Below are 16,321 nucleotides of genomic sequence, written 5' to 3'. Positions count from 1 at the left end.
AACCAGACATCTCGTCACTTTCCTCCTGGTTTGTCGGCAACTCGTCCCTGATCCGATAGCGCCCGGATAGCTGGTCTTCTGTTGACTGATGGTGTCACGCGAACCTCGGTGTATCTTTTGCGGTTACACCTAGACAATTTATCGATCATGGCACTCGCCATCTCCACAGGGTTCGTAGTCGACGACGCCATCGTCGTCATGGAAAATGTCGTTCGCGTGATGGAGTTGGGCGTGCCCCCGATGGAAGCTGCCATGAAAGGGTTCGGAAGAAACTGGGCCGCCAGTGTTATCTATGGGGCTTTGGCTCATTGCGGTGTTTATTCCCATTCTGTTTATGGGACGAATTCCAGGCCAGCTTTATCGCGAATTTGCCGTCACTCTAGCGGTTTCGATTGCGATCTCCATGGTTTCGCTGACTCTTACGCCGATGACGTGTGCTTATATCCTCCGGCCTGAAAATGGAGTCACACATGGCCGAATCTATCAATTCAGCTAGCGACCTTTTGGTCGTCTGTTGGGCGGCGGGTATCGCCAGCACAATTCCAGGGTCTTTGTTTCTGTAAGCTGCGAGTTCACAGGAACCCAGTGCGCGTAACTTCCTGGATTTTATTGTTTTCTTTAGTATGTGATGCGGAGGGAAAACTCCAGAACTCGCGGCGTCCCTGTCCCGACGAGCCCGGCGTTATTTACGGTAGAGGTAATCTTCCCGAAGCTCGAGGGTACCGTAAGAGTGCGAATAACACAGTTCTGTGTCTTATTTGTGCAGGGTGTCGTTGTGACGCTAAGAGAAGAAGACGGCTGGCCGTATTGTGCTCGATTGAAGATATTGAACGCTTCAGCGCGGAAGATCACGTTGTCACGATCCGTGATACGAAAGTTCTTCTCAATTGCAGAATCATTTTGCCACAAAGGAGGTCCTGTGAGGAGGTTGCGTCCAGCATTTCCCCAGGTTCCGACTACCGGTAATGAAAATGCGGCCGGATTGATCCAATGTGAGATGCTTCGGCTTCCGAGGTAAAGTGGGACCCCGGAGACTCGATCTGGCCTCTGCCCGGAGTTATTGCCATCAGGTAACTCGTTGCTGCTGCGGCTGAGAGTGACGTTGACAGGTAGACCCGCTCGGGCGCTCAGCAACGTATTCACAGACCATCCGCCAGTGAGCAAATCAACTCCAATGCTCCTATTGAGGTATCGTCGTCCACGGCCAAATGGCAGTTCATAGACGACGCTGAAGGTACCGCTGTGTCGAGAATCGAAGTCACTGCTCGCATAGTCGCAGCGAAAACATGCGAGGTTCTGTGCAGCATCGCCATCGCCCGCACCGACTGATCCGTCGTTCAGGGCATGAGAATACATGTAGTTACCTCCGAGGAAGAGACCATTGTGAAACCGCCGATTCACGCCTGCGACCAATGAATTGAAGCTCGACATGCCCTCGTTGTACTTGGTGTCGATCTGGCTGGGGTATTGCGGAAGCGGGCGCTTAGTCGTCGCGGGGTCTATGAGGTTTGTATAGCCACGTCGAAAGAGATGGACACCATGCGTGTAGCTTTCAGCTTTAAATGGCGCCGAGTTTCGGAATTATTTGGCGTGTGTTTCGGGAATAATTGGCGTACGCTCGGTCAGTTTGTCCCGATCACCAGACTGTCCCGTGCCGCTTCAACGACCTCGACAGAGACATGGTGAAGGTCATTCACACTGAGAACTCGTTCGATCTGCGTTAGAAGTCGGGTCAGCAGCCTGAAGTTTCCTCCGGTCATGCGTATGAGGCTTGCGACAACTTCTGGGGAGAGCGGCCCATCAGGGAGCTTGATACCCGCCGGCGCCCAGCACCGCGCAAGGAGTTCCTGGACCTGGTTTGCATCCAGAGGCCGAAATTCGTGGACGAATCCGATGCGGGAATAGAACTGAGGAAAGCGGGCGATACGCTTTTCGATGCCCGGCATGCCGATCAGCACCACCGGCGGTACCCTGATCGAAGATCGATCGCATCTGTTCGAGACTATTCATGTGGAGGCGATCAGCCTCATCCACCAGGATCAAAGTTGTCGGGTCCGAGACCGCTCGCTGTCTCGCTTGATAGTGCTTGTATGTCTCAAAGTAGGTGGGATCGACTGCAGGAGGTTCTCCGGAGAGCAACCCGGTTTGTCTATGATGTCCCTTCGTCTTTTCTCGTCTTTGAGTCTGATCTCGTCAAGAACAATCCTGGCTTCTTGCAGGATTGGATCCAGGAGGATGTTTCTGACTCGCTCTTTCGCCATCGAGATGTCGATGGCGACCCTGGAGGGGGTATTGACCACAGAGGTCGTGTAGAGCACTGTTGGACGATTGTCTTTCACTTCATTTGTCCACGCATCTCTTGGTTGAATTTGATCCGCGCGACTGTAGCGAACAGCAGAGAGAGTTTTGCCAATACCTGGGGGCCCGTAGCACAGACCGATGTAGCGAAAATTGCGGCATGCATCGCAAAATTCGACAAATCTGCGGTGTTCAATGGTCTCGACGAATACGCCGTCACTCGTTGCGGTACCTTTTGATGCGGACTTTGGATGGGGGTGCGGCGGCTGCTTTTGCATGGATCTCCTCAGAACTCGTCCCTTTTTTTAATTGCAGAAGCGAATCGACGACCCGTTGCCGATCGTGGAGGATCGTTTTGAGTTCGCGACGACGCTGGTCGCGCGCTCGAGTGATGTCTCGGAGAGAAATGGTCTCTCCTGCCAGCTCCGCGGAAACCGCAGAACAAAGAAAGCGATCCTTGTAGAAAACACGAATCTCTCCCATGTCACGGGGATCGTACCGAACGGTCACATCTTCACCCACGTACGCGGCCAGAACCAAGGAAAGATACCGCAGACCGTGAAGGTAAATGCCATCGCGACGCACCTTCCGAGCGCTCACCGCTTGCATGAGCAGCAAATCAAGCTGTTCGAGAGACTCGGGCATGCGAGGCAGAAATCCACCTTCCTCCCAGCGCACCGAGGGAGCCGTCCTTGCAGCAGTGCTGGGTTGTCGATGGTAGGTCTCAAAAAGGAATATCCGGAAGAGTTCGTCAAGTTGCTCAATGGAGAGGTTTGGTTTGCGTCGCCTTTTCTTTCCGAATCCGTCAAGCTCGCAAAGAAACATTTCGTTGACGGTTCGGAAGAAGCGCTCGATGCGGCCACGCCCTTGCGGCTTCCCTGGTGTTGAGAACACGAGCTGGATCTTGAGATCGACAGCGACCTGCTCGATGTGCTTTGATTTGAAGTCCGAGCCATTGTCCGTATAAAGCACATCGGGGATGCCGCATACCTGCCAATGTGGATGGCCCTTTCGCCAGATCGCTTGTCGAAGGGCGAGAGCGGTTCGTGTCGAGGAGGGAGAATCAAAGCCGAGGAAGTATCCAGCAACAGCCCGACTATAGTCATCGATGACGACGGTCAACCAGGGCTTGGCGATCTGACCAGCCTCTCTTACCAGGCGGATCCCCAATTGTGCATGATCGGCTTGCCAGATAGCGTTTGGTCGCGGCGCTTCCCGTCGGTGAACCAGGTCGAATTTTTCGCTGTACGTCTTTCCTCCACGGTGGGCGAGGGTAAGCAGTCCAACTGGGATTTCACGGATGAGATCGTAAACGAGTCCGTAGCGAGGTGGGGGCTCACCGATTGTCTCCGCAAATTGCCGAATCTGTCGCCAGATTGACCGGACCGGTAGAGGAGGACTCTTCAAGGCGAGCGCTTCTATGGCTGCCTTAAGTTTCGGCGAGATCACCCTGCGGGCACCAAGGTCAGCCCTTGTCTTGCGTACAAGCGCTATCAATCCGAATTTGCGGTATTGGCTCACCCACCGCTGCGCAGTCCGGAACGGTACCTTTCCGTCAGCTGCTACGGTTTGCAGGGGCTGATTCTTCTCGAGATGTGGCTGAATCAACCGAAACCGTGACATCGCAAGCTCCCGAGTTTCCTCAGGCACTTCGCCAAGTTCTCGCATGTCAAAGACATTACGCCATATAATTCCGAAACACTACGCCAAATAATTCCGAAAGCTACACGTATCAGCAAGCGCGGTAACAACTACCTGCGCAAGATCTTCATCCATGGAGCCCGCGCAGTCGTATTGCGATCGAAGCGAGACCGCGTCGCCATGGGCGCGTGGATGACCGCTCTTGAAGCCAGAGCGCCACGCAACGTGCTCATCGTCGCCACGGCAAACAAACTGGCAAGGATCGCTTGGGCCGTGCTGTCAAGCGGCCAGGACTATCGGGCAGTTCAAGAGCCAGTCGCGGCCTAGCTAAGCGTAGCTATCAAGATCAAGTTCTCCCACCGAGGTCTGCACCGGATAAGTAAAGATGAAAGAACAGTCAAACGGCGTACCTGAAACCTGATTGCTCAATAGGCTCTTCCACAGCCGAGGGGTTTTGTAGGACAGGTACGCGGCGTATCTCATCATGGCCAGGAGACTGATCTCCACCAAAAGGCCGGATACATTGACGCAGACATTCCTTCATCCATAAACTTTTCCCTTGCATTCAGACGGCGGACCATACATTTGAGCAACTTCGATTTGGCCAACCTTTGGGCAGACCCAAAGTCCAGCAAAATCGTCGAAGCTATCGTGGCCATCCAGAAAGGTGGCAAGGCGCATGTCGACGATGTGATCCTTGGCTGGCATGCAGAACTGGACGAAGCGGCAACTCAGGCCTTGATCCACCTGCTTATGTCTGGTGTTCCGAGACTGGCTGGACTGCTCGCTCTATTCACCACTCAGGTGCCGGTGATTGCAGCGATCGCCGGTATTATCGCCATTATTGGTCCGATCATCGGCAACAGCGTGAAGTCAACCGATCAAGGTCACGGGGTCGTGATCATGGGAACCCTCTGGTTGGGTATTCATTATGTTGCCCAGTGACTATACATAATTGCACTTTCACTTGGTCCTTTGGCTTCGTCGTAAATGGCGTGCCCAGAGGCGGTGAGGGAACACGTCAGTCCGTGTTGCGCATAAGACCCTCGGGACGGTCTTCTCGTCTTCTGCCAAAAAGGCGCCAATGTGGAAACCGTTCGTTCTTTGTGGGAAAGATCATGCAAACATAGTTGCTTCCAACCCCGTATCTCATTGAAAAAAATAAGCTAACGGTGGCAATGGAATTGCACCTACATTGACTTAACTCTCCTGATTTCGCACGCCGGGAGATCTCGGCTCACTTCTGAATGGATCTATCCAGGAGGCATCAATGAAATTACGCACTCTTCTGCTGGTGACCGCCTTTAGTTGCTCGACAGCCGCGGTATCCTTCGCTAGTCCCATCGATAACTTCAAATTAACTGATGGCACAAACGTCATTACCTTCTCACTTCCTTCCAGCCCCACACCAGATCAGAACGTTGACCTCTTCCTATTCACTATGAATAATGTTGCCGTCGATGTGAACGGCACACCGGAAAATTACTTCATATCTTTCTTCACCGAATCGAATTTTGGCGGCCTATGCATCACCACAGGCGACCCTACTTGCATTAGCGACGGAAGTATAATCAATCAGGCAGGTCCGCAGCTCTATACCGGCTCCGAGGCTGTCCCTACATTCTCTCTTGGTACATTCAGCCTCACGAATCTCGGCGTGAATACTTTCTCCTCGGACTTCACTTTGGAAATCACATCACCAATACCGGAGCCATCTTCTCTGCTCATGCTATCGACCGGCATGCTGGGGCTCGCCGGTGCAGTTCGCCGCAAGCTACGCGGCGTATCTCATCATGGTCAGGAGACTCAATCTCCACCAAAAGGCCGGATACATTGACGCAGACATTCCTTCATCCATAAACTTTTCCCTTGCATTCAGATCGCTTTGCTCCTACAACGTCTGTTGCTGCAAAGCTAAAGCGTCGTCGTTTCTGCAAAGCTAGATTGTCATCATAATGCGTAGTCGTCGTCGTGCGGTGGGAATGTGTGAAATCACCGCACTTGGTGATTTCCAAGGACTGTGGGAAGGGTGGGAGACCGACAGCTTCATCGTCGGTCTTCCATGCTTTCCATCAGGCCGTCATTTCCACCGCGGGCGCCGCCGCGATTTTCGGTTTGTAATCCGGCCCGTAAAGCCGACGAGGGTTCTTCTTGTATCCGCCCTTTGCGCTGTTAGTCATCACCTTCGGTACATGCTTGATGTCCTGCTGCGCTTTCACCGTTGCGAGTGCGTGGCCGAGGCGTTTGTTCTCTACGACAGCGGTGTGGCTTACGCGCTGGTCTTTGCTGAAGACGCGATAGGGAAGTAGGTGACCTTTCCATCGAACCTCCAGGGGCTGGTCGATGAAGTCATAGATCTCGACATACTGCCCCGCCAGCTTCTCCGATATCTCGCTACGTTCTAGGATGATCTGCTTGCGATCGTAAGCCATCGTGAGCTGCTGACTGACGTGCCGCTGCTCACGATGGCACAAGATATCGGTGAGTTGAGTCGCTTTGACATGCAGTGCACGGTGAAGGTTCTCAGTCTTCTGTGCAGGCAAGGCGAAGCGTTCGTTGAAGTGCTCGACGAACGACGGAAGGAAGAGGTTGCCAGCTGCCATATCGCAAATGCCGGCTAGTCGCAGTTCCTTGACTAGCCGGTCCTGAAGAGTGCGGTTAGCCCGCTCAACCCGGCCCTTCGCCTGGCTGGAGTTAGCGCAGAGGATCTCAATGTTGAGCTCTGCCAGCGCACGACCGAACTGCGTCATCCCGGATCCTCCCATCGCGTCTGGTCGGTTCACGCGGAAGACAGTGTGCTTGTCCGAGTAAAAAGCGACAGGGCAGCCGTGATCGTTCAAATAGCCCTGCAAAGCACTGAAGTAGGAGTCCGTGCTCTCGCTGGGCACAAAGCGTAGCTGCATCAGCTTGCTGGTTGCGTCATCGATGAAGACCAGCAGCGTGCAGGGCTCGCCGCGCTGCTCGAACCATCGGTGATCACTGCCGTCGATCTGGATCAACTCGCCATAGGACTCACGTCTCAGCCGCGGCTGGTGAAAGCTTCGGCGCTGCTTGCGCGACAGCCATAGACCGTCGGCGACCATCCACTTGCGCAGCGTCTCACGCGAGACCTCAACGCCATGTCGCTCGAGTAGGGCCTCGGCAGCAAGCGTTGGACCAAAGTCGCGGAAGTTCTGCCGGACCAACTCCAGCACATATTCCTGAACGCCTGGACCTAAGCGGTTGGACGCGGGCCGACCGCGAGACCGATGGATCATCGCTCCACCACCACCAGCTCGATACCTGGCCAGCAAGCGCTGGGCCTGCCTCAAGCTCACACCCAGCACGCCCGCCGCCGACACCGTCGTACGCCGGCCCGCCAGCACCTCGGTCAAGACCTCAATCCGCTGCAAATCCTGTCTGCTCATCTGCACCCAGCCCAATCTGTCGCCTCCAACCCTGAACTCAGGATGGGGCAGCGACACTTTGGCTTTGCAGAGCTACGACATTATCGCTTTGCTCCTACAACGTCACTATACGTAATTACCGTTATCGGACTTTCTGGCAGTTTTTATGATGTTGCTTTGCCGGGCTGAAGCAACAGATGCTGTCCCCAGTGCCGCTTCTTCAACTGCGGAAACTCGTCTTGCAACATCCGGCTTGAACGCCCCTTCAGATATTGCACCAGCTTCGCGGGAGCCCCTCATGCTTCAGATTCTGTTGTTGACGGAACGGGAAGTTTCAACGGTCGTGAAGATTAATCAGTACATTGCAGAAAGACTTGGACAGCCAGTGATCTCAATGGACGAAGAGATCCGGGAGATGGCAAGGCCTACACCTATCGATAACGTGGCTCAAACGGCGATTAACGCTCTCACAAGTTATGCAGACCCGTCTTCCTCTCCGGAGGAGAAAGATATCTACGTCGCAGACAGCGCTGGTCCAATGATTCTCCGGATTACAGGTCCAGAGGGAGTCAAGCAATTCATCAAAGCTGAGCTTTCAGAATGGTGACTGATGCATTCACGGATTGTTCGCAATGCCGCTGCCATCTGCTTGCTTCTCGTATCTCTATCCGAGGCGAAAGCGGCCCCCACTAGCAGCGGGTCACTCAGCCCCTCCGTTCCATCGCCTGGCTCATCTGGAGGCGTTCCTTCGCGGTCTTCATCGCGGCTTTTCGACTATCAACCAGTGCCTGCGACGCATCTCTTTGCTTTTCGGCCTGCAGCAGCTCGTTACCAGCGATGGCTCCGGGAGTCTTGGCTGCCTCTTGCATCTTAGCTGACGTGCTTTCCGCACCGGCAGCTTGAGCCTCTGCCTGGGCGACCTCAGCTTCCGCCTGATGGAGATTCGCCTCTGAAGCCGCTCTCTGAGCGTTGATCTCTGGCGCGGAGAGCTGGACCAGCAACTGTCCTCTATGGACCAGGGAGCCTCGATCAACGAACACCTTTTCGACATAGCCAGGCAAACGAGCTTCGATATCTGTTTGGAGAAAGGGGGTAAGTTCCGCAGTCAGGGGGACAGTGTGAGCCGAGGAACGGCTTTCCACCTTCGTCATCTCCACATGCCCTGGAGATTGACAGAAGGCAGGCCAGCAGCAAACGACGGGCAATAGAAGATAGACACGTTTATGGATGGACATAGTATCGACTCGAAGGATCTTCAGGATTGAGGGAATTCGACGTGGTGGATGCTCTGCTTTGAAGCAGCGCATAGACGACCGGAAGAATGGTTAGGGTCGTCAGTGTGGAAACAATGAGGCCGCCGATCACAGCGCGACCGAGAGGAGCCGATTGCGCGCTTCCCTCTCCGAAGCCGATTGCCATCGGTATCATCCCGCAGATCATGGCTGTGGCGGTCATCAGGATGGCCCGTATACGGCTGGTCGCTCCAGACCGGGTAGCGGCAGCTACATCCTGATTTTCGTGTCTGGCCTGTTCTGCGAAGCTGACAAGAAGAATCGAGTTGGCGACGGAGATGCCCACCGCCATGATCGCTCCCATGAAGGACTGAATGTTGAGTGTAGTCCCTGTGATGAGCAGCATCAAAACAACCCCGCAGAGTACGCCAGGAATGGTCGAGAGAATCGCCAGCGGCAACCGGAGAGACTGGAAGTTCGCCATCAACAGCAGGAAGATTGCTGCGACAGTAAGAAGGAGCCCGGTGCGAAGACCGGAGATCGTCTCCTCAAGGGCGGGTATCTGGCCACGCACCGCCACCGCCGAACCCTTCGGAGCCGCAGGCAGATTCTTCAGTACTTCGGCGATGCGCTTCTGAGCGTCACCGAGCGGCATCCCATGCAGGTTTGCCGTCGCACTCACGATCCGTTGGCCACTCAGACGTTCGATCATCTCCGGCATGGTCCCGTACTCCAATTTGGCGACCTGATCGAGTTGCGGCTGGCCCTGACCTTCGCGCATCAGCGGGAGCGTTGAAAGCGCGCCGAGACCCTGCATGCGGTTCGAAGGTAGTTGCACCTGAATCTGGAATGCGTTGCCAGTCTTTGGATCGCGCCAGTAGTTCGGAGCCGTGAATCGAGAGGAACCGGTCGCGGGCGTCAGTGAGTTCGTCACATCGGCCATCGTGAGACCGAACTGACCGGCATAGTCGCGATTCACGTTCACCTCGACAGTCGGATAAAGATGCGGCTGAACAATGGAGATATCCCGCAGGAAGTCGAGCTTGCGGAGCCCAGCTTCGACCTTCGCAAGATAGGTGTAGTCCTGATCGATATCTACCCCTTGCACATCGATCTGGATTGGCGTCGGCGACCCGAAACTCATAACCTGCGAAACGATGTCACCTGCTTCGAATGCCATCGTCAGCTTCGGCATCTCCTTGCGGAACGCAGCGCGAAGATCCTCTCGCAATCGTTCGTCGTCCGGATGACCCGGTCGGAGCTGGACTTGCACCAAAGCCTCTTCCGGACCACTGGTGAAGAGATGAATGAGGTTGACCGGATAGCTCGAGGGCTGAACGCCGACGTAGTCAGAGGTGATCTCGACATTGTCTTTGCCCACCGTCTTCCGGATCAGCTCTAAGGCTTGCATCACCATCGGCTCGGTCTCTTCAATTCTGGTTCCGATAGGTGCTTTGAGTCTTATCCGCAGGACAGGTCCGTTCGAATCAGGGAAGATTTCATTCCCAATACGAGGCGCAACCAGGACGAGAATAAGGGTCGTTACCGCAAAGTAGCCGAGAATGACGGGCCACCGACGATTCAGCACAAAGCCAAGATAACGCTCGTAGTGAGTTCTCAGCTTTCCAAAGCTGCCTTCCTTCTCTTCTCCCTTGTGCGCCTCCTTCATGATCCACGTTGCGAAGACTGGGACCAAGCTGCTCGATAGGAAGTAGGAGGCGATCATTGCGAAGCCAACGGCGAGAGAAAGTGGGACAAAGAGCTGTCGGCCCACACCGTTCATGAAGAACGATGGAACAAACACCGCTAGAACGCAGAGCATTGATAGCAGACGGGCTATTACAGTTCGCCGGCAAGCCTCAAGAACGGCTTTGGCCCGGGAGACACCCGGGAGTAGCTGCGTATGGATATTTTCGACTTCGACGGTCGCCTCATCCACCAGTACGCCGACCGCCAATGCCAGTCCACCGAGGGTCATGATGTTGATCGTCTGGCCCGTCGCCCACAGAAGGAGCACGGCGGCAAACAAAGCAAAGGGAATGTTTGCCACGACGATTAGCGCCCCCCGCCAATCTCTCAGGAACAACAGAACGACCAATCCGGTCAGAATTGCGCCGAGAGCTGCTTCCCTGACGAGCCCGTTGATTGCGTTTGAAACATAGCCAGACTGATCAAAGGCGAGCTGTACATCGACGTCATCCGGCATGACCTTTTTGAAGCTGGGGAGGGCTGCTTTAACGGCTTTGATCACGGCCAGGGTCGATGCGTCGGAACGCTTCGTGACCGGGATGTAGACGGTGCGACGGCCATCGACATGAGCGTACGCCGTAACGATGTCCGTTCCATTCTCGATGCTTCCGATATCGCGGAGATAGATATTGGCTCCAGAGCGGGGATGAATGGGCGCCGCCATCAAATCGTTCAGCTCTGGTCCGAGCGTGGAGTTCGTCCGAACGATTCGATTCAGTGTTCCGTCATAAAGATTGCCGGAGGGCGACACAACCGTGCCGCTGGTCACTGCCGCAATCGCCTGCTCAGGAGATACCCCATATTGCTTCAGCTTGTCAGGATCGAGCGTTACCACAATCGTGCGCTGATTGCCGCCAAATGGAGGAGGCGCGGATACTCCTGTAAGCGTTGCGAACAGAGGGCGCACCTGATTCAGAGCGATGTTCTGGAGCTCCCCTTGCGTGTGGCTATTGCTTGTGAACAGCAGGAGGCCAACCGCAACGCTTCCAGGATCGAAGCGCGTGATGAATGGCGGCACTGTACCGGGCGGCATGAAGGCGCGAGCGCGATTGACGTAGCCAACCGTCTCGGCCATCGCCTGTTGCATGTTCGTGCCTTCCCGAAAGGTGAGCTTCATGAGGGCTGCGCCCTGCACACTCTTGCTGTCTACGGCTTGAATGCCTGTGATGTACAGAAAGTGGTACTCGTAATAGTAGGTAAGGAAGCCTTCCATCTGGGCAGGCGTCATCCCGCCATACGGCTGCGCAACGTAGATCACAGGATTTCCCACCTCGGGAAAGATATCCATACGCATCCGTCCGATCGCCATGAAGAAGCCGACGACAATTGCGATCAACGCCACGATCACGGTGAGGGGACGACCCAGAGCTGCGAGGACTAAGCGCATGTCAATTAATCACCTGGACTACTGAGCTGCCTGAAGGAAGGGCTGCAAATCGCCACGTACAGATTGCAATTGAAGGAACACACGCCAGACGTTGAGGCGCGCAATCGAGTCATCCATCTCAGCCTGCACGACTAGCCGTTGTGCCTGTGCCACATCATCAATCGAAGTGAGACCGGCTTTGTACCGAGCTGTGGCCTGGGAGAGAGCGGTCCGGGCGGCTACTACCTGAATCGGGGTATTCTTTGCAACGCTGCGCATGGCGTGTAAAGCGGCAAGCGCCTGACCGTACTGCTCTTGAAGTTGTCGACCGACCAGTGTCTCGCGCGCTTGCTCCGCTTTCAGAGTGGCAGACTGGGAGGCTTCGCGAGCGTGAATGCTGGCAAAGTCGAGAAAGCCAAACGTGATGTTCAGACCGACGGCGTAGTTCCCTACCGTAGGAGCGAGGCCGTTTGCACCGCTCAACCGTTGACCATTTGTCTCTGCGCCGGAGCCTCGACCGTAACCTGCCGCCTCCAGATTGAATTGTGGGACCCAGCTACGATCTGTTGCCCGAAGCTCCGAAGCCGACTGAGATACGACAGCATGTTGCTCCAGCATGGCGGGGGTACTCTCGGGATGAAAGTTCCCGCCATCCTCGAGTCCCAAAGGGACATCTCCAAGGAAATGGGCGTGGTTGAACGGCTTCAATACATCGCCGGGCTTGGACAGAAACTTCGAAAGGGTCGCCTCTCCCATTTCAACCGCTTCTGTTGCCAGAGCGAGTTGAGTGCTGGCGGCCGCCTTTTCCGCGTCGATGCGGGATTCGTCAGCGCCGGGCCGCAGTTCGGCAGTCCTCAGCGCATGGATACTTCGCCTTAGAGTCTCCCAGTTATCGACCGCGACCTGAGCCGCTTTCCGAGCCTGACCGGCTGCCACCACGGTTAGAAACGCGTCTGCCGCGGCACTTGAGACCTCAAGTTGGCTTCTCTGTACGAATGCATTTGCCCGATCACGCGCTGCAGCCGCCGACTCTACCTTGGCATGACGCAAACCAAAATCGAACGGCTGCCAATTGAACAAGAGCCCCGTTGCACTCCCCCAAACGGACCCTGCATCGTTGCTCCCGATCACCGGCCCGGAGATGCCTGGCAGAATGTTTTGGGGAAGTAACATACCGAAAACGTTGTTCCGGGTCGCCCTGTTTACCGCCACAATGCCATCAAGGCGTGGCAGGTAAGAAGTTCTTGCCAACCGAATGTTTGCCACGGCAGCATTGAGTTCCTGCTCGGAGACATGGATGGAGGGATAGTTCTGCTGTGCATCCTGAACGACTTGAGCAATCGTGAGCTCGGAGGGAGCGCCAGGAGCGACGGATGGAGACTGAGCCAAAACGATAGTCACCGCGCCGACCAGGAAGAAGCATCCAACACCGGCCGCTCGCATCGAGCGAACATCTCAAAAGAATGGACTATTTTCCTTCAATGAGCTCTCCAAAAAGCTCGCGAACTCGGAGCTTTGACGTTTTGAGCGCTCGGCGACCGGAGGCCGTGATCTTGTAGAGGCGGCGAACGCTCCTGCCAGATCGTTCTTCCTCCGATTTCAGGTATCCACGCTTCTCCAAACCATGAAGGATTGGATAGAGAGTTCCAGGGCTGATCTTGTATCCATGGCGGGCAAGCTCTTCCGCCATCCCTGCTCCGAAAATAGCATCGTGCTCTGCATGATGAAGGATGTGCAGACGAATCATGCCGGAGTAGAGATCGCGGTTATCTGAAACGTTCTGCAATATCGTGCCTCGTTATCGAAACACGATACAACATTAAACATTAAGACAAAATGAAGACCAGCCGGGAATTCCAGTCGTTTCAAATCAGGACATGGATTGTTCAACTACCGACCAGACCGCCCAGTTGCTTTACGTGTCACGGTCGAGCTTCCCACTCTTCGAGACCGACCGCAGCAACCACCCGTCTTCGATGCCAGTCATCCAGGCGTTGATGCCCTGCTTCACCCAGATCGGGATGGCCATCGCCGGATACGGCGGCCCTTTTCCTCAAGGTCGGCCAGGACACCGACCTTCCCGTTGCTGGATGGTCTCGACGATGTAGTCGCGTTTGCCCTTCAGGTGTCACGCTGTGCTCAAATTCCGGATGGGGTTCAGATGAACGTTGTTCAGGGATTTCGATGCAACCTTGGCAAAACTGGGAATCTGCGGGGGAAGCGAACTGGTTCTAAGGTCAGAGTTGCGGAAGCTTCCAACGACAGGCGTCCCCGACACCATCTCCTGGGAGCGGGGTCTATGGCTATCGTCCGGCGAAGCTCCGTCACGGATATGACCAATGGGATTATCGAGGCTTCGCTGAACGCACGGGAGAGCACACCGGAAACGTCTTGACTGGCGGAGCCATCCTTCCGAACAGTAAACTACGACCGTGTGGCTCGGACCATCAGTGCTCGGCGATCTTCAAGAATGTCGCCATCTCTGGCGGAGTAGAGGCTCCCATTCTTCGTGATGCGTCGGACTCGATCTACGGTCGGGAACACGTTTGATTCGCCATACATACCAGTTCCCCATTGAAAGCAACGATCATGAAAAAAAATCATTATTGCGGGACTTCTCGCAACCCCTTCGCTCGCCGCTCATGCTGAATATGAACATGTCAACCTCGTTGTCTTCGGCATGGACTGCGCTCCTTGTGCTCACGCCATTCGTGTTTCGATGAAAGGTATTCCAGGGGTGAATGCGGTCGATGTAGATCTCAACACCGGCCTAGTCACCATCAAGCTCAACTCAGGCAACAACGAGTCTATGAGGCAATTCAATCAAACGGTAGAGAAGAACGGATTCACTCACAAAGACGCCGACATAATAGCCCAAGGCAAGCTGACGGCTACAGCCAGCGCGCATTTTCTGGAGATAACCGGAACTGAGGGTCGCTATGCCTTGTCTCCAACAACGACGGCTACGGACGTCTCTTCTCTATGGGAAAACAGTGACCGTCATCGGAGTGCTCCCGCAGCAGCAAAAGGCAAAGTCTCCGACACGCTCCGATATCAGACAATCACGGAGGCCCGATGAACTCGACCGCACTTTCCCTCACTCCACAGCGTAGGGCCAAGCGAGCGGCTCTGCTGAATTACACTGCCACATAAGAGAGGCCATACTTCGAGGTCGATTGAATTCGCCGGAGACCACTTATCGACATTTCGACGGGAAACGACAGAAGTTTTTCCGGCATCGTCAACTTAACGGCTAGATGCCGAGTCGTGAGTAGGAAACGAAGAGTTCCTTCGATGGAGCCCGATGAAAACGTGAACTATGCTGGCAGTCTTGTTCAAAAGCAGAAAAGCATTTCTAAGCAGTTCCCGGTAACGAGTTGCGAAGAGGAGATGTCTTCTAGGAGCTTGTTGAAATAGGTTCTGGCTTCGTCTGATCTGGGTGTTGGTCCGTCTCTGTTGTATGCGTGGCGACGAGCGGGTTCAGGGTGAGATGTTCAGTTGTGTGACGTTGGAGCAGCGGGTTCCACAGGATCATCCTTTGCGCGAGATTCGCAAGTTGACGGATGCAGTTCTGGTGTCGCTGAACGAGGATTTCGATGCGCTATATTCGGCATCAGGCCGTCCTTCGATTGCGCCCGAGTATGTGCTGCGGGCGCTGTTGTTGCAGGCGTTTTATTCGGTGCGTTCGGAGCGCCAGTTAGTCGAGCAGCTGAACTACAACCTGCTGTTCCGCTGGTTCGTCGGCCTGGGCATGGACGACGCGGTGTGGAACCATGCCGTGTTTTCCAAGAACCGCGACCGGCTGCTGACGTCGGACGTGGCGCAGCGGTTCTTCGCCGAGGTGAACGTGCTGGCGAAGCGCTTCATGAGTGACGAGCACTTCACCGTGGACGGCACGCTGATCCAGGCCTGGGCATCGCAGAAGAGCTTCCGGCCGAAGGATGGCTCCGATGATGGCGACGGCACTAACTTCCGTGGGCAGAAGAGGTCGAACGAGACCCATCAATCGACTACCGATCCGGAGGCGCGGCTCTACAAGAAGAGCTATGGCAAGGAGTCGAAGCTCGCGTACCTGGGCCATGCGCTGGTGGAGAACCGCAACGGCCTGATCGCCGCCGCGATGGCGACCCAGGCCGACGGCCATGCCGAGCGCGACGCCGCCCTGCTGATGCTCGACGAGCGGCAGAAGAACAGCTCGCGGCGCATCACGGTTGGTGCCGACAAGGCCTACGACGCGAAGGACTTCATCGCCGGAGCCCGCGCCCTCAACGTCACCGCACATGTGCAGAAGAACGACAAGGGACGCCGCTCGAACCTCGATGGCAGGACCACCCGGCACGCCGGCTATGCGCTCAGCCTCAGCCGCCGCTGGCTCGTGGAGAAGACATTTGGCTGGTTGAAGCAGACCGGTCCGCTCGACCAGCTGAAGGTGCGAGGACTCGCCAAGGTCGACTGGATCTTCGTCTTCAGCTGCGCCGCACATAACCTGCTGCGTCTGCCAAGGCTCATCCAAAGCCATACTCAGCAGGACCCACAGCAGCAGTGCGCCTGAAGGCCGGTTGAGTCTTCAACCCGGCAAGAAAACATGCCGCAGAATCCGCCAGCCAGCCGTCATAAACAACCCAACTCCCCTGCATCAACCCAAAACC

Annotated in this window: 11 protein-coding genes and 5 pseudogenes; 7 read left to right on the top strand and 9 right to left on the bottom strand. The window is 55.5% G+C overall.

Features of this window, described 5'->3' with window-relative positions:
- Positions 1–108: 108 nt before the first annotated feature.
- Positions 109–496, top strand: a pseudogene (locus tag BDD14_RS34270) (efflux RND transporter permease subunit).
- Positions 497–618: 122 nt separating this feature from the next.
- Here the strand turns inward: BDD14_RS34270 and BDD14_RS02995 are convergent.
- From BDD14_RS02995 to BDD14_RS02980, 3 genes and pseudogenes are all read right to left on the bottom strand, one after another.
- Positions 619–1,533, bottom strand: a pseudogene (locus BDD14_RS02995) (outer membrane beta-barrel protein); the annotation flags it as partial.
- An 89-nt stretch (positions 1,534–1,622) separates the two neighbouring features.
- Positions 1,623–1,946, bottom strand: coding sequence for a TniB family NTP-binding protein (locus tag BDD14_RS02990; RefSeq protein ID WP_130417504.1), 324 nt, complete (start codon positions 1,944–1,946; stop codon positions 1,623–1,625).
- Between the two features lie 568 nt (positions 1,947–2,514).
- Positions 2,515–3,921: a Mu transposase C-terminal domain-containing protein gene (locus BDD14_RS02980; protein WP_165419896.1), complete on the bottom strand. Its 1,407-nt coding sequence runs from the start codon at positions 3,919–3,921 to the stop codon at positions 2,515–2,517.
- A 108-nt stretch (positions 3,922–4,029) separates the two neighbouring features.
- On the opposite strand from BDD14_RS02980, the pseudogene BDD14_RS02975 reads away from it, so the two are divergent.
- The 3 genes and pseudogenes from BDD14_RS02975 to BDD14_RS02965 form a co-directional block, all read left to right on the top strand.
- Positions 4,030–4,266, top strand: a pseudogene (locus BDD14_RS02975) (IS110 family transposase); the annotation flags it as partial.
- A 258-nt stretch (positions 4,267–4,524) separates the two neighbouring features.
- On the top strand, positions 4,525–4,884 hold the full coding sequence (locus BDD14_RS02970) for a hypothetical protein (protein WP_130417501.1): 360 nt from the start codon (positions 4,525–4,527) through the stop codon (positions 4,882–4,884).
- 325 nt (positions 4,885–5,209) lie between these two features.
- Positions 5,210–5,776, top strand: a complete 567-nt coding sequence (locus tag BDD14_RS02965; RefSeq protein ID WP_130417500.1) for a PEP-CTERM sorting domain-containing protein — start codon at positions 5,210–5,212, stop codon at positions 5,774–5,776.
- A 298-nt stretch (positions 5,777–6,074) separates the two neighbouring features.
- On the opposite strand, the pseudogene BDD14_RS02960 reads toward BDD14_RS02965, so the two are convergent.
- Positions 6,075–7,361, bottom strand: a pseudogene (locus BDD14_RS02960) (ISNCY family transposase); the annotation flags it as partial.
- A gap of 158 nt (positions 7,362–7,519) precedes the next feature.
- Positions 7,520–7,612: pseudogene (locus tag BDD14_RS02955) on the bottom strand (transposase); the annotation flags it as partial.
- A gap of 11 nt (positions 7,613–7,623) precedes the next feature.
- Here BDD14_RS02955 and BDD14_RS02950 point away from each other — a divergent pair.
- Positions 7,624–7,932 carry a hypothetical protein gene (locus tag BDD14_RS02950; protein ID WP_130417498.1) on the top strand — a complete coding sequence of 103 codons (309 nt, stop codon included), beginning with the start codon at positions 7,624–7,626 and terminating at the stop codon, positions 7,930–7,932.
- 97 nt (positions 7,933–8,029) lie between these two features.
- Here the strand turns inward: BDD14_RS02950 and BDD14_RS02945 are convergent, their stop codons facing one another.
- The 4 genes from BDD14_RS02945 to BDD14_RS02930 form a co-directional block, all read right to left on the bottom strand.
- Positions 8,030–8,467 (bottom strand): efflux RND transporter periplasmic adaptor subunit, encoded by a 438-nt coding sequence (locus BDD14_RS02945; protein WP_165419895.1) that lies wholly within the window; start codon positions 8,465–8,467, stop codon positions 8,030–8,032.
- Between the two features lie 79 nt (positions 8,468–8,546).
- Complete coding sequence (locus BDD14_RS02940; RefSeq protein ID WP_130417496.1) at positions 8,547–11,693, bottom strand: efflux RND transporter permease subunit; 3,147 nt, start codon at positions 11,691–11,693, stop codon at positions 8,547–8,549.
- Between the two features lie 18 nt (positions 11,694–11,711).
- The gene (locus BDD14_RS02935; RefSeq protein ID WP_130417495.1) at positions 11,712–13,115 is read right to left on the bottom strand and encodes a TolC family protein; all 1,404 of its coding nucleotides are present in this window, start codon (positions 13,113–13,115) and stop codon (positions 11,712–11,714) included.
- A 25-nt stretch (positions 13,116–13,140) separates the two neighbouring features.
- On the bottom strand, positions 13,141–13,458 hold the full coding sequence (locus tag BDD14_RS02930; RefSeq protein WP_242617694.1) for a PadR family transcriptional regulator: 318 nt from the start codon (positions 13,456–13,458) through the stop codon (positions 13,141–13,143).
- A gap of 894 nt (positions 13,459–14,352) precedes the next feature.
- Between BDD14_RS02930 and BDD14_RS02920 the strand changes: the two genes are divergently transcribed.
- Positions 14,353–14,751: a heavy-metal-associated domain-containing protein gene (locus tag BDD14_RS02920; RefSeq protein ID WP_130417494.1), complete on the top strand. Its 399-nt coding sequence runs from the start codon at positions 14,353–14,355 to the stop codon at positions 14,749–14,751.
- A gap of 381 nt (positions 14,752–15,132) precedes the next feature.
- Positions 15,133–16,224, top strand: coding sequence for an IS5 family transposase (locus tag BDD14_RS02915; RefSeq protein WP_130417184.1), 1,092 nt, complete (start codon positions 15,133–15,135; stop codon positions 16,222–16,224).
- Positions 16,225–16,321: the final 97 nt, after the last annotated feature.

The sequence above is a fragment of the Edaphobacter modestus genome, from assembly GCF_004217555.1.
Taxonomy (GTDB): domain Bacteria; phylum Acidobacteriota; class Terriglobia; order Terriglobales; family Acidobacteriaceae; genus Edaphobacter; species Edaphobacter modestus.
This window is presented reverse-complemented; position numbering and strand designations above follow the sequence as displayed.